Source organism: Pseudomonas sp. T8 (assembly GCF_024610635.1).
GTDB classification, from domain to species: Bacteria; Pseudomonadota; Gammaproteobacteria; order Pseudomonadales; family Pseudomonadaceae; genus Aquipseudomonas; species Aquipseudomonas chlororaphis_I.
The window spans coordinates 2,907,482-2,921,012 of the sequence record NZ_CP102374.1 but is presented as its reverse complement, the minus strand read 5'-3'; the positions used below and the strand labels follow the sequence as shown (position 1 = coordinate 2,921,012).

Genomic DNA, 13,531 nt, shown 5'->3' with positions numbered 1-13,531 from the left:
GCCATGTTTGACGAGCTGCTGCGCATGCAGCTGGGCCCGATCATCGAGCGACTGGCGGAAATGGAAACCGAACTCGATGACTTGCACCGGCGGACGGAAAACCATTGCCGTATCGGTGTGTGCCAGTCGGTCGATGCGGCCAGCAACACCTGTCGGGTCAGCCACGGAGAGCTGCTGACGCCGGCAATCAGGTTCTTCAACCCCAGCGCCGGCGCGCAAAGCGAATCGCGCATTCCTTCCGTGGGCGAGCAGTGCCTGCTGCTCAACTACGGTGGCGGCGACGGCGGGGCCCAGTCGGTGGCGCTGTTCGGCCTCAACTGCGACCGCTTTCCACCGGTGTCGACCCTGGCCGCGCTGACCCGCCGCCAATACGCCGATGGCACCCAAAGCAGTTATGACGATGCCGGCCATGTCTTGAGCTGGAGCAACGGCCAGACCGCGCTCACCGCTTCCCGCGAGGCGGTCGAGTTGAGCATCGGTCCCGCTCGGCTGGCGATGAGGCCCGAGGCGATCGAGCTGCGGCTGGGCGCGGTGGGCATCTTGCTCGACAGCGCCGGCATCCACTTCAGCGGCCCCCTGGTGGAACACCAGGGCCGCGTTATCAGCCCTTGATAAGAGGCTTTCCATGATTGGAGTCGATAGAAACACCGGCGCCGCGGTCGATGACTGGCTGCAGTTCGTGCAGCGCGCGACCCGTGCCCTGACCACGCCGTTGGGCACCCGGCAGAAGCGTCCTTTGTACGGTTCGCTGATTCCCGACCTGCTGGGCCAGAACCTCGGCGACGACCTGCTGATCCTCGCCCAGAGCCATGCCGCGCAGGCGTTCTACAACGAGCAGAACGGCATCGGCGATTTCGAGCCGCAGGTCATAGTCGCCAGCCGGCGCGGCGCCGGGCTGCTGTTGCGTTTCGCCGGCACCTGGAAAAACCGCCAACAGACGTTCGAGGTCGTGACATGAGCATGCTGATACCCGGTGAACACCAGTTGGCCGAGCCGGCCATTGTCACTGTCGATGAGTTCGAGACGCTGCTTGCCGAGTTCAAGACCTTCGTCGTCGACTACGTGGCCCAGCGTTCCCCCGCCCATGCGCAGAAACTGCAGGCCAGCCTGGCCAACGAAAGCGAGCTGCTGACCCTGGCGCTGGAAGCCTTCTGCCTGCGCCTGCAGACCCATGAGCGCAAGTACAACGCCCGCATCAAGCAGATGCTGGCCTGGTGGGCCACCGGCAGCAACCTCGATGCGCGCCTGGCGGACATGGGCCTGGAGCGGCAGTTGCTCGACCCGGGCGATCCGGCGGCCTTTCCGCCGGTGCCCGCGGTCTATGAAAGCGACGAAGATGCCCGCCTGCGCTACTACCTGGCGCCCCATGCGCCGGCCGCCGGTTCGCGCATGCAGTATCGCCGCGAGGTGTTCACCCTCGGCGAGCGGCCGACAGTGAAGGTGGACTCCACCGATGCGGGCGTGGTGACCGTCACCTACACCTTCGACCCGGACGGTTACGCGGCGCGGGTCAAGGATGGCAACGGCCGCCGTACCGCACCGGGAGAAGTGCAGGTCACCGTGCTCTCGCGGGAAGGCGACGGCACACCGTCCGAGGACCTGCTCGAAGGCGTGCGCCGACACTTTGCCCGGCCGGACGTGAAGCCGGAAACGGATCGGGTGACGGTGCAGGCGGCACAGATCAAACCCTACAAGATCCGCGTGGTGGCCAAGATCAACCCGGGCCCCGATTCCGGACTGACCCAGGTCGCCACGCAGCGGCAACTACAGGCCTACGCGGACAGCTGTCATCGCCTGGAAGGGCGGGTGGATCCGAGCTGGATCGATTACACGCTGCATACGGCAGGTGCGGTACAGCTGGAGATTCTCGAGCCATTGCAACCGATCGTGACCACGGCTTTCCAGGCTCCATATTGCACGGGGGTTGAAGTGGAGGTGCGCATCTTATGAGTGACGACACTGCTCGCTTAAGCCTGCTGCCGGCCAACAGCTCGGCGCTGGAGAAGGCCCTCGATCTCGGTTTCGCCCGCTTGCTCGAACGTGTGGATCCGCCCTTTCCCGAACTGATGAGCCCTACCCAGACCCCTGTGGACTTCTTGCCTTATCTGGCGGCAGATCGCGGGGTCAGCGAATGGGACGCGGAGGCCAGTGAAACCGAAAAACGCCTGACCGTCTCGTTGTCCTGGCAGATCCAGCGACAGGCCGGGACCCACAAGGCCCTGAGCCACGCCGTCGAATCCCTGGGGTTCATGCCCAACATCGCCGCCTGGTATGAGCAGCGACCGCTGGGCAAGCCCTACACCTTCGATGTGCAGGCAATCATTGTCCGGGACTGGTCCAGCGGTGATCACAATCGCTTGATACGCCGCATCAACGCCGCCAAGAGCGAGCGCGACGACGGCACCATCACCATCGTCCATCAAACCACGGGTGGGTTGCGACTGGCCGCTGGCGCCGATCCTGGCCTGAGCGTCAGCGATGACAGCCAGCCTGGGGCGTTGCCCGAGGTCAAGCTGCACGGATCGCTGAGCATGAGTTGCGTTGCATATACACCGCTGAGCGATGGCGAACTCTGTCTTGACGGAGCACTGCCTGAATTCGGGCTCGGCGCTCGGTTTAACAGTGCCGGGGTTTCCCAGCACTACACCATTAACGACTACGACCTCAGGGCGCAGCTATGACAGAAGACATTACGCGCTTGGTTCGCTTCACTTCCGCCGGTCTGGATGAAGTGTTGGCGGCAAAGAACCAAGGCTTGAAAGGTGAGATCACCCACATCGGCGCCGGCACCGGCCGCTACAACCCGGACGGTACGGAAACCGCACTTCGCAACGAGCGACAGCGGGTGGCGATCGTGGATTACGAGGACCTGGGTGATCGGCAACTCAGAATGGCCGCGTTGTTTGATGGCGAGGATGAGTATGAAATTGGCGAGTTCGGTTTTTATCTCGCCAGTGGGACCTTGTTGGCAGTGTATTCCGTTGCCGGGAAGTTGTTGACTTACAAAGCGGCGGCGGCGCGGGTGTTGCAGAAGTTCACGTTGGATATTTCGCCGTTGCCGGCGGATAGCGTGACGATTGTTGTGGGTAATGAAAACCTCAACGTATTGTTGGCTGAAGAGATCGCCCTCTTGGCGGCAGCCTCCATCGACAATATGTCACGTCATGTGGAATTGATGTGGCGTGTGAGGTCTTTGGAAGCTAAATAACGATGACATGTTAAATGTTTTTCGGTATTGCCAGGTCACCAATATCTTATCTGGTGTGTGTTTCATAAGTGCGCAGCGTGTTTTTACATGGGCGTTTTTAATATAAATTAGGTTTATGGGGTATGTATGGGAATTGAAGCGACCATCACGAAAGTAGTGGATGCATGTAACAAGCTAACAGAGACGGTCACTAATCAAATCGGTAAGATCGATGCTCGAGTGGATACCGCATTCAATCAGTTCACCAGTTGGCGTAATAGTGTCCAGGCAAAGGATATCAATGGTCGGGCGTCTTATACGCAAGTAATTGATTTGACGGGGCTGTCGACAAATATTTTTTATCCTGTCTGGTGGCGGATGCCGGGCAACGAGGAGGGGATCTCTGAGATTGTGATTTCTCGAAACTTCAGTCGAGACACCGAGAAAAACCCGTTTAATAACAACTTCGAACCTCATGTGGCGGGTTTGAACCTGCAAATGGAAGGGTGTGGAGTCCCTTGGAACGGTGATGCAAATTTCTTGACTATGAAGCGTATCTCGCAAACTTATCGAGAGACTGTTCGCCGTGTGGAGTTTGGCATGCTGAGTATTGCCAGACCTGTTACCGGGGTTAAGCCTATGTGGGGCGGCATTGTCTCCGGGACCTTGACCAATTCTCCGCAGGAGTCAGGGTGCTATTTGCGTGGGGGGCTTTCTTATGCCATCACCAAGAGCTTTTCAAATCCTGTGAGCTTTAGCCGTGTTGAAACTGAAGTGAAGATCAGTGAGTCGGTCATGCCAGAGTATGAAATCTCCTGGTATGTAAAACCCTACGCAATCGGTGCTAAAGAGCTGAATGAGACCTACCCGGAAAACAGAATGGCTTACACCCTCGACAACGATAAACGCTACGCAGCCAAGAGCGCTTAAATATGACTGGTTATATCAATAAACTCGTAACCGTTTCGGGTGAAACACTGATCAATGTGCCGGCAGACCGGCCCACACTGGTTGCGCTTGGATTCAGTGATCTGCGTGCCGACGAAATCTGCCTGGAGGTGGAGCGCGCAACAATCCTGGAAAACGTGCTTGCTGCCCGACGCACCCTGTATATCACTGAAGCGGACCCCCTGTTCCTCGAGTGGCAATACGACGAAACTCCTGAAAAGGAAAAAGCCTGGCGCGACAAGGTTGCTCAAATCAAGGCGCTCTATCCACTGCCTGATCGTACTTAATCTCTCACCGCGAAAGCGGTTTTTTTTTCGCCCGCACAAAGCCCCGCTGAGGGGCTTTGGCGCTTTTGCGTCTGGAGAAATTCGCACATGTCCATCCGCCAGAAATACACCGTCCTCGTGCCATTCCCCACCGGCGGCGGCCACTGGTCGAGCATCGGCCAGCAACTGGAACTGCTCGATGTCGAGGCCAGTGCCCTGCGTGCCGCCGGCCGCCTGGAACTGACCAGCGTCCTTGCGGCGCGCCAACAGGCCGAACCGGCCACTCCATCCACCGCGGCCAAAAAGGCCGCTGCCAAGAAGGCTGAATAACCATGGCTGAGGTTCTGAACTTCGAGCACAACGGCATTACCGTCAATGCCACCGAATCCCCCGAGGCCATGGGTGGCCTGGGTGACAACGTCATCGGTCTGGTCGGCACCGCGCCGAAGGCCGACCCGCTGATTCCGCGCAATGCGCCGTTTCGCATCAACAGCTTCACCACCCAGGCGCTGCTGGACCCGACCGGTGCCGAGTCGGGCACTCTGTTCCAGGCGGTGTACCAGATCCTCAAAGTGGTCAAGGTTCCGGTCTATGTGGTGATCGTCGAAGAGGGCGCGACCCCGGCCGGCACCGTCAACAACGTGATCGGCGGCGTCGATGCCACCACCGGCCGCAAGCTCGGCCTGGCCGCCCTGGGCAGCGTCCCGGAAGACCTGACCATCATCGGCGCGCCGGGCTTTACCGGTACCAAGGCGGTGGCTGGCGAGTTCGCCTCGTTCGGCAAGCGCATCAAGGCCCGTGTGGTGCTGGACGGCAAGGACGCCTCGGTCGCCGACCAGGTGATTTACAGCAAGGAACTGGGCGGCGCGGACCTGGGTTTCGACCGTTGCCTGGTGGTGCACAACATGCCGGCCGTGTACTCCAAGGCGGCCAAGAAGAACGTGTTCCTGGCGCCGTCGAGCCTGGCCATCGCTGCGCTGGCCAAGGTCAAGCAGTGGGAGAGCCCGGGCAACCAGGTGACCTACGCCGAAGACGTGTCGCGCACCGTGGAATACAACATCCTCGACACCTCGACCGAGGGCGACCTGCTCAACCGCTACGGCGTCAGCTACTACGCCCGCACCGTACTCGGTGGCTTCTCGCTGCTGGGTAACCGCTCCATCACCGGCAAGTTCATCAGCTATGTCGGCCTGGAGGATGCCATCAGCCGCAAGCTGGTCAAGGCCGGGCAGAAAGCCATGGCCAAGAACCTGACCAAGTCCTTCATGGACCAGGAGGTCAAGCGCATCAACGACTGGCTGCAGACCCTGGTCGCCGACGAAACCATCCCGGGCGGCAGCGTGTACCTGCACCCCGAGCTGAACAGCGTCGAGAAGTACAAGAACGGTACCTGGTACGTGGTCATCGACTACGGCCGCTACGCGCCGAACGAGCACATGGTGTATCAGCTCAACGCCCGCGATGAAATCATCGAGCAGTTCCTGGAGGATGTTCTCTAATGTTTACCAACCGCGTAAGACAGGCCATCGCGGCCACCCTGCAAGGCCTGCCGTTGTCGGCGACCGTGGAAGAGTTCACCCCGCCGAAGATCGAATTCGAAATGGAAGCGATGACCGGTGGACGCTTCATCGCTGAAGAAATGGCCAAGAGCGGCAAGGCGCTGACGGCCACCCTCAAGCTGCAGGGACTGGGGCCGGAAATTATGCTGGCGCTGGGCGTGAAGCTGGGTGACGACATCCTGCTCAATGTCCGCGAGGCGGGCCAGGATCAGGATGGCAAGACCTGGTTCACCTACCACACCGTGGGCGGCAAGCTGAAATCCCTGGCCGAAACGGCCATGAAGATGAATGAAAAACCCACCACCACCCTGGAACTCTCCTGCCGTACCTACAACCGCATCGAGAACGGCGTGCCGGTGATCGACATCGACGTGCGCACCCAGAAGTTCGTGCTCAGCGGCGTCGACATTCTCGGCGACGCCCGTCGCGCCGTACTGATGCCGTAACCCGCGACACTTCCCCTCTGTAGGCGCGAGCGGCTCGCGATGACGGCCCGACAGCCCGCATCGCAAGCGCTGTTCATCTCCTATCGCGAGCCTGCTCGCTCCTACCTTTTACATAGGAATTCATTCATGTCCTGGACGCCTCCGATCCATGCCCTGCTGTGCCCGATCACTGCCGACGACGAGTCGCAGATCGCGCAGATTCAGCTCAAGCCATTGTTCTACGCCGCGCAGAAAGAAGCGCTGGCCCGCGCCGGCGACGATGAGGACGATCAGTTCTTCGAGCTGGCCAAGCTGGCCACCGGCCTGTCGGCCAATGAGCTCGACCAGCTCAAGCGCCCGGATTACGTGAGCATCGCTCAATACGTCCATGACATGTCGACGCGCCCGGCTGCGTACTTCCTCCAGCAGGGTGTCGAGTCCGAAACGGCCAGCGATACCCTCGACGATGGGCCGGCGCAGGATGACCTGGACCAGGTGAACCTGCTGTTGCCACTCGATGTGGCGGGCCAGCGCCTGACTTCCCTGACTCTGGAAATGCCCGCGCTGCGAGCGACCAAGGTGATGAAGAAGCTCAAGACCACCAAGGAACGCGCCGAATTCATCACCGCGCATTGCACCGGCCTGATGCTGCCCGACCTGGCGTTGCTCAGCGTGCCTGACTGGACGCAGTTGCAAGAGCGCATCGACGATTTTTTAAACAAACCGGCGGCCTTCTTTCGGAGCGCGACATCGAAGTGATTCTCGATGTGGTGCCGCTCATTTACTCGGTAAGTGAGGCGGAAATCCTGGAGTGGGACGCTGGCAAGGCCTTGCGCCGCTACGACATCGCGATTACTCGCCTTGGCGTGAAAGAGGAGTAGAGCGGGATGGCGAACAATCAGTTTTCGCTCAAGAACGCCAGCATGGAGCCGTCCTGGCTGGCGCCTGTCGGTACCGGCCAGCCAGATGACCGGAGCACAGCCGTGGCGAGCCCGGCAAATGCCGGCCTGTCATCCATCAGTTTCATCCTGGCCCTGAATACCGCCAGCGTGGACATTCGTCTGCTGACTAAGGCCATCGACTCATTGAAATTGACGCTGTCGTCGCAACGCCCGTTGCAGCAGGCATCCTCCGGCAGCGCCAAGGCCGAGGCGAGCGGCGCCAAAGCCACGGACAAGGCCGCTAGTGGGCTTCAAGCGCCTGACCTGTTCAAGTCGGCGATGGCGATGAATGCGGCGCTGGCCGATCTGGGGAGAGTGGTTTCTCTCCCCGGCAATGAGCGTGAGGAAATTGCGCAAGACAACTACCGCATGGCCAGTTATCCAGGCATCGCCGCGGGTGGAACCACGGCGGTCGATCTGGCGAAGCTTGAATACGCCGCTGCCAAGGCAGGGATCGAGAACGATAAAGGCGTGTCCCGACGGCAGACCCTGACGGCATTCGGCGGTGATGCTGCGCTCATGGCAACCGCGTTCAAGATGCCGGGCAAGGATGCCGGGGACATGCTGGCCGGCTGGCGCACCTCGATGAAGCTGGACCGCAACCAGGCCCTCGACCTGGCAGACGCGACCAACCACCTCGGCAAGCTTCCGGGCGATGCCGAGGCGGCCGATATCGGGGTGATCCTGCAACGGCATGGCGCTGCCGCCACGGCGGCGGGGCTGGCCCCGGAGCAGGCGGCGGCGCTGACGGCGGCATTGCTCAACACCGGCACGCAAAAGGCCGATGCCGGAGCCGCGCTGAAAGGCATCGCTGCCCTGCTGGGCAAGGGCGAACCCAAGTCCGAGGCGCAGCAAGTGGCCTTGCAACGGTTGCACATCGACCCGCTGAAGCTGGATGGGGCAGGTGGCCTGACCAAGGTGCTGGAGGCGCTGCAAGCGCCCGACGTGTCGAGCCGGGAGCGTTCCGCGTTGGCCGCTACCCTGTTCGGCAGCGCGAATGAAGCTGCGTTGCGCCTGGCGCAACAACTGCCTGAGGTTCAAAAGGCCTTGGCGCAGGTCGCCGACAAGAAGCAGTACGCCACCTCCAAGCTGGGCGACCAGGGCTCGGTACGTCAGTCTGCATGGGCCCAGGCGAATACCTTCGATGCCCGCTTGAACCGGATGAACACCGCGTTCGGTTCCGCCCTCGCGCCAGTGGCGGAAGGGGCGATGGTGCCCATTGGTGGGGTGGTCGATGGCTTGGCCAGCCTGGCGACGGAGTTTCCGAAGATTGCTGCTGGCCTGGCCCTGGCCGGGGCCGCCATTGCGCCGGTGGTGGGGCGCTTGCTCAAGTCGGTGCTGGACGAGGTCTTTACCCAGGTGGCGAAGAAGCTCTTGAGTCTGGCGGCTCCGCGCCTGCCGTCGAGTATTGGCAAGCTGTTCAGCGAAGGTGGGGGCTGCTGTGGCGGTCCTCCGGGCGGTGGTGAAACCCGCGGCCCGAACAGAAGAGAGCGAAGGCAACGGGACAGGCAAGAAAAGAAAGATAGGCAAAAGAACCAAGCCAATACGGCGAGGTCCGCAACAAAAACCAGCTCTGCAGCTGCACCGCGCGCCGGCCTGATCTCGCGCATTGGCCGCGGATTGAGCGGCAGTTTCGCCGGTCTGCGCTCTGTGGCCGGCCGGGTGGCCAGTCGACCGCTCAAGCTGCTCAGGGCCGGTCTGAATGTGTTCAGGGGCGTGCGTAACCGCGATCCCAAGGCCATTGGTTCCGGCCTGGGGACCCTGGGTGGTGCCTGGGCCGGCAGCACATCCGGTGCCGCGCTCGGAGCGGCCCTGGGCAGCGTCGTGCCGATCCTCGGTACGGCTGTCGGCGGGCTGGTGGGTGGAGCCATTGGCGGATGGCTTGGCAGCGAGGCGTTCAGTCGGCTGGGGGGTGAGGTTGGAGACCGCTTGAAGCCGCCGGATGAAGTGAGCAAGAACCTCGCAGCCAGCTCGACTTCCTGCCAGCAGGTTACCTTCGCCCCGGTCATCAATATCTATGGCCAGGATCAGGCTACCTCCAGGCAACTGGTGGACATGGTGATCCAGCAAATGCAGATGCAGGTCATGCCTCTGATGATGACCAACCCGCTCGCGGTACGGCGCGACGTGGCCCTGACCGATGGAGTGATGTGATGCGACAGCAGATGGCGTTGGGCAATTTCATTTTCGGCTTGTCCACCGGCTTTGCCTACGACCGGCTTGAACGCAAGACGGACGGTGGCTGGGCCAGTATCGACATCATCACCAGCAAGCCGAAATCGCAGCAGGCCGGGCAGAAGCTGGAAACGCTGCAGATCAGTGGCAAGTCGATGTACGCCACGGGCATGGCGCGCCTGGACCAGCTGCGTGAGTTGCAGGCCGCCCGTGTGCCCTTGCCGCTGGTGGATGGCATCGGCCGCAACTGGGGGCGCTGGCGCGTCAACCTGGTGACGGAGGTGCAGACCTCCATCATCGATGACGGCACCGCGCTGGTGATCAACTGGACCATCAACCTCGAGGAATTCGTCAATGCGTAGGGTTCGAAGTATTGCCGGCGATTCGGTCAACCTGCTGCTCTACCGCGAGGTGGGACGTTGCGACGATGCGGTCGAGGAGGCGCTCTGGCGCCTCAATCCACTGCTGGCCGAGAAGGGCCCGGTGCTGCCGGCGGGTGTCTGGGTGATAGTGCCCGAGATCGAGTCCCGGCCGGTTGCCGCGACCCCGGTCTCGGCCTGGGACTAAGGAGGGCATATGACCCTGGGATTCACCCCGAGCATTGAGCTCTACGGCGCCAATGCCGCGCGCCTCAACGAACGGCTGATCAGCTGGACGCACATCGATGCGGCAGGTATCGAGTCCGACCAGCTCACGCTGACCCTCGATATCGAAGGCCTGGAAGGGCTTCCCGAACTGGGAGGGAAAGTCGGGCTGCGAGTGGGTTATCTGGAGTCGGGACTGGTGGATCGTGGCGAGTTCATCATCACCCGGCGCACGCCCAACCTGTTTCCGCCGCGCCTGACCCTGGTGGCCACGGCTGCCCCCTTCAAGGTGGCGGACGCGACCGGTTTCAAGCAGCGCCGCTCCGCCAGCCATGGCCCCACGACCCTCGGCGCGCTGTTTCGCCAGCTGACCTCCCGGCACGGTTTTTCACCCCGGGTGGCGCCCGAACTGGACTCGATCCCTGTCCCGCATGTCGATCAGTGCAACGAGACCGACATGAGTTTCTTGACGCGCATTGCGCGGCCGCACGATGCCGTCACCAAGCCGCTCAACGAGATGTATGTGCTGGCGCTGCGAGGGCAGGCGAAGTCGCTCTCGGGGAAAATCCTTTCGCCGGTGCGCTTGAGCGTCACCCGGGATAACCGTCCGGGGGATCCGGCGTTCATCTCCGCCAGCATCGATGAGAACGGCCGGGCCAAGCACAAGGGCTGCCAGGCCACCTGGTGGGATTCGGCGGCCGGCAAGGAGCGTGTGGTCAAGTTGGGGCAGACCCCCTTCCAGACCCTGCGCCAGCGTTACCCGGGGGAGGGCGAGGCCCGCAGCGCAGCCCAAGGGGCGATGCGCCGGATCGAGCGCGAAGCGATCAAGCTCAAGCTCGACTGTCCCGGCGACCCGTCCCTGTCGGCCGAGGGGTTGGTGTTGCTGGACAACAGCTGGCCAGCATTCATGCAGGGCACCTGGTCGATCGACAAGGTGACTGCCAGCGGCAGTCGCGAGAAAAACTATCGCTGCATGATCGAGGCAACCTGCCTGGAGAAGCAGCCTTAATTGCCGGGCCTTGCCCAGCATCCTGTTCTCCCGCGTCCTTCTTCTCTACGGCTCCATCCTGTTGCCCGGGCACCCGCTGCCTGGGCGATCCGTTGTGGCCGCGCCTGATGGTTTCCCATTCACTCAGTTTTGGAGCTTCTTCATGAAGATCACTCCGATCCTCACGCAGCTGCGCGATCACTGCCCCGGCCTGGCCAATCAGGTGGCCGTCGGCGTCGATCTCGCGCTGCTGCAAAGCAATACCGCGTTGCCCACCCCCAGTGCCCATGTGACGCCGATCGCCGATCTGGCCAGCCCGAGCAGCGGGCAGAACGTTACCCGCCAGGCCATCCGCGACCGCTTTGTGATCACCCTGGTGCTGGATGCCAGCGATGCCCGGCAGGCGCTGGAGCAACTCGAAAGCCTGCGGGCCGAGTTGTGGCGGGCGCTGGTGGGGTTCAAGCCGGGCGCGGACTACAACCCGATCGAATACGACGGTGGCGAGCTGGTTTCGCTCAGTGCCACGCGGTTGTTCTATCAGCTGCGCTTTTTCGCCGAGTTCCAGCTGGGACGCAACCTGGCCAGCCAGCCGGCGGAAACCTGGCGTGAGCGTGAACTGGACGGCCTGCCGTCCTTTACCGGGGTCACGGTGCGGGTCGATGCCATCGATCCGGCGGACCCCAACCTGCAACACCCGGGGCCCGACGGGCGCCTGGAACTGACTTTCTCTGGAGACGTAACGCAATGAGCAAACGCATCACTGTGCTGCCGGCCGCGGGCCGCGCCGTGCCGGACCCCGAAGCCGGCGACCTGCTGCCGCTGGAAGGCCGTGAAGTCGACGACAACGCCTGGTGGCGCCGGCGTCTGGCCGATGGCGATATCACCCTCAAGGCCGCGAAGGCGGCCAAACCACAAGGAGCCAAATAATGGCGATCGGATTCAGCAATATTCCGGCGGACATTCGTGTACCGCTGTTCTACGCCGAGATGGACAATTCGGCGGCCAATAGCGCGTCTTCGGCCATGCGCCGACTGATCGTGGCCCAGGTCAACGACAACGTCGCGCCGGCCGAAACCGGCAAGCTGGTGCTGGTGTCCAGCGTCGCGCTGGCCAAGAGCATCGGCGGTCAGGGCTCGATGCTCGCCTCCATGTACGAGACCTGGCGCAAGACCGACCCGATCGGTGAAATCTGGTGCCTGCCGCTGCACAACGTCGAAGGCAGCGTGGCAAAGGCCGAGCTGAAGTTCACCGGCACCGCCAGCGAAAGCGGCGTGCTCAACCTGTATGTCGGTGGTGTGCGGGTTCAGGCCGCCATCGTCAATGCCGCCACCGCGGCGCAGGCCGCCAGCGCGCTGGCGCTGAAAATCAACGCCGCCGCCGACCTGCCGGTGAGCGCCGCCGCGGTCGAAGGCACCCTGACCCTGACCGCCAAGTGGACCGGCGACAGCGCTAACGACATCAGCCTGCAGCTCAACCGCCTGGGCAAGAGCAATGGCGAAGAAACCCCGGCTGGCTTGAGCGTGACGGTCGGCAAAATGGCCGGCGGCGCCGGCGTGCCGGATCAGGTCGCTGCCCTGGCGGCCCTGGGCGATGAACCGTTCGAGTTCATCTGCATGCCGTGGACCGACACCGCGACCCTCAACGCCTGGCAAGCCGTCATGGATGACAACACCGGTCGCTGGTCCTGGGCCAAGCAACTGTTCGGTCATGTCTACAGCGCCAAGCGCGGTACCGTCGGCACCCTGGTGGCGGCCGGCCAGGCCCGCAACGACCAGCACATCACCATCCAGGCCCTGGAGCCGGGCGTACCGCAACCGTTCTGGGTGCAGGCCGCCGCACTGGCCGCGCGCACCTCGGTGTTCATCTCCGCCGATGCCAGCCGTCCGACCCAGAGCGGCAGCCTGCCGGGTGTCGATCCGGCGCCGGCCAGCGAGCGTTTCACCCTGACCGAGCGTCAGTCGCTGCTCAGCTACGGCATCGCCACCGCCTACTACGAAGGCGGTTACGTGCGCATCCAGCGTTCGATCACCACCTACCAGAAGAACGCCTACGGCCAGGCCGACAACTCCTACCTGGACAGCGAAACCATGCACCAGTCGGCCTTTATCGTGCGCCGCCTGCAAAGCGTGATCACCAGCAAGTACGGGCGCCACAAACTGGCCGCCGACGGTACCCGCTTCGGTGCCGGCCAGCCGATCGTGACCCCGAGCACCATCCGCGGCGAGCTGATCGCCCAGTACGCCAAGCTGGAACTGGAAGGCCACGTGGAGAACGCCGAGCTGTTCGCCGAGCACCTGATCGTCGAGCGCGACAGCCAGGACCCGAGCCGGGTCAACGTGCTGTTCCCGCCGGACTACATCAACGGCCTGCGAGTGTTCGCGCTGCTCAACCAATTCCGTCTGCAGTACGACGCGGCGGCCTAAGCCGAGCCTCTTTCACTGCGCTTTTCCAGCCCGCC

18 protein-coding genes are annotated in these 13,531 nt (G+C 62.6%); all 18 read left to right on the top strand.

All coding sequences use genetic code 11. The features are described from left to right. The first annotated feature begins 3 nt into the window (after nucleotides 1–3). The 18 genes from NRG23_RS13105 to NRG23_RS13020 all read left to right on the top strand — a co-directional run bounded on the left by NRG23_RS13105 (nucleotide 4) and on the right by NRG23_RS13020 (nucleotide 13,496). Entirely contained in the window at nucleotides 4–612 is a 609-nt protein-coding gene (locus NRG23_RS13105) for a phage baseplate assembly protein V (RefSeq protein ID WP_016701985.1), read from the top strand. Nucleotides 613–625: 13 nt separating this feature from the next. Beyond that, complete coding sequence (locus NRG23_RS13100; protein ID WP_007924012.1) at nucleotides 626–958, top strand: phage baseplate protein; 333 nt, start codon at nucleotides 626–628, stop codon at nucleotides 956–958. Continuing rightward, entirely contained in the window at nucleotides 955–1,950 is a 996-nt protein-coding gene (locus NRG23_RS13095) for a baseplate J/gp47 family protein (protein WP_041985719.1), read from the top strand. Before NRG23_RS13100 ends, NRG23_RS13095 begins: the two co-directional genes overlap by 4 nt. After that, entirely contained in the window at nucleotides 1,947–2,681 is a 735-nt protein-coding gene (locus NRG23_RS13090; protein WP_028681844.1) for a phage tail protein I, read from the top strand. Before NRG23_RS13095 ends, NRG23_RS13090 begins: the two co-directional genes overlap by 4 nt. Next, entirely contained in the window at nucleotides 2,678–3,208 is a 531-nt protein-coding gene (locus NRG23_RS13085; protein WP_038581744.1) for a tail fiber protein, read from the top strand. The genes NRG23_RS13090 and NRG23_RS13085 overlap by 4 nt, the downstream gene beginning before the upstream one ends. Nucleotides 3,209–3,334: 126 nt before the next feature. After that, a complete protein-coding gene (locus NRG23_RS13080) occupies nucleotides 3,335–4,117 on the top strand; it encodes a hypothetical protein (protein WP_038581742.1) in 783 nt (260 codons plus the stop codon). A gap of 2 nt (nucleotides 4,118–4,119) precedes the next feature. After that, complete coding sequence (locus tag NRG23_RS13075) at nucleotides 4,120–4,422, top strand: hypothetical protein (RefSeq protein WP_025806657.1); 303 nt, start codon at nucleotides 4,120–4,122, stop codon at nucleotides 4,420–4,422. An 87-nt stretch (nucleotides 4,423–4,509) separates the two neighbouring features. Continuing rightward, nucleotides 4,510–4,731, top strand: coding sequence for a hypothetical protein (locus NRG23_RS13070; protein WP_257374688.1), 222 nt, complete (start codon nucleotides 4,510–4,512; stop codon nucleotides 4,729–4,731). A gap of 2 nt (nucleotides 4,732–4,733) precedes the next feature. Beyond that, nucleotides 4,734–5,900, top strand: coding sequence for a phage tail protein (locus tag NRG23_RS13065; RefSeq protein WP_257374687.1), 1,167 nt, complete (start codon nucleotides 4,734–4,736; stop codon nucleotides 5,898–5,900). After that, nucleotides 5,900–6,406 (top strand): phage major tail tube protein, encoded by a 507-nt coding sequence (locus NRG23_RS13060; RefSeq protein ID WP_038581734.1) that lies wholly within the window; start codon nucleotides 5,900–5,902, stop codon nucleotides 6,404–6,406. Before NRG23_RS13065 ends, NRG23_RS13060 begins: the two co-directional genes overlap by 1 nt. A 126-nt stretch (nucleotides 6,407–6,532) precedes the next feature. Next, a complete protein-coding gene (locus tag NRG23_RS13055; protein WP_016701995.1) occupies nucleotides 6,533–7,144 on the top strand; it encodes a phage tail assembly protein in 612 nt (203 codons plus the stop codon). A gap of 128 nt (nucleotides 7,145–7,272) precedes the next feature. Beyond that, nucleotides 7,273–9,480, top strand: coding sequence for a phage tail tape measure protein (locus NRG23_RS13050; RefSeq protein ID WP_257374686.1), 2,208 nt, complete (start codon nucleotides 7,273–7,275; stop codon nucleotides 9,478–9,480). After that, a complete protein-coding gene (locus NRG23_RS13045) occupies nucleotides 9,480–9,863 on the top strand; it encodes a phage tail protein (protein WP_016702001.1) in 384 nt (127 codons plus the stop codon). The genes NRG23_RS13050 and NRG23_RS13045 overlap by 1 nt, the downstream gene beginning before the upstream one ends. Beyond that, entirely contained in the window at nucleotides 9,856–10,068 is a 213-nt protein-coding gene (locus tag NRG23_RS13040) for a tail protein X (RefSeq protein ID WP_009042420.1), read from the top strand. Before NRG23_RS13045 ends, NRG23_RS13040 begins: the two co-directional genes overlap by 8 nt. Nucleotides 10,069–10,077: 9 nt before the next feature. Beyond that, nucleotides 10,078–11,094, top strand: a complete 1,017-nt coding sequence (locus tag NRG23_RS13035) for a phage late control D family protein (protein WP_110175861.1) — start codon at nucleotides 10,078–10,080, stop codon at nucleotides 11,092–11,094. Between the two features lie 142 nt (nucleotides 11,095–11,236). Further along, the gene (locus tag NRG23_RS13030) at nucleotides 11,237–11,821 is read left to right on the top strand and encodes a hypothetical protein (protein WP_257374685.1); all 585 of its coding nucleotides are present in this window, start codon (nucleotides 11,237–11,239) and stop codon (nucleotides 11,819–11,821) included. Then, nucleotides 11,818–12,000, top strand: coding sequence for a DUF2635 domain-containing protein (locus tag NRG23_RS13025; RefSeq protein WP_007923975.1), 183 nt, complete (start codon nucleotides 11,818–11,820; stop codon nucleotides 11,998–12,000). The genes NRG23_RS13030 and NRG23_RS13025 overlap by 4 nt, the downstream gene beginning before the upstream one ends. Next, a complete protein-coding gene (locus NRG23_RS13020) occupies nucleotides 12,000–13,496 on the top strand; it encodes a phage tail sheath subtilisin-like domain-containing protein (protein ID WP_038630744.1) in 1,497 nt (498 codons plus the stop codon). The genes NRG23_RS13025 and NRG23_RS13020 overlap by 1 nt, the downstream gene beginning before the upstream one ends. The last annotated feature ends 35 nt before the right edge of the window (nucleotides 13,497–13,531 follow it).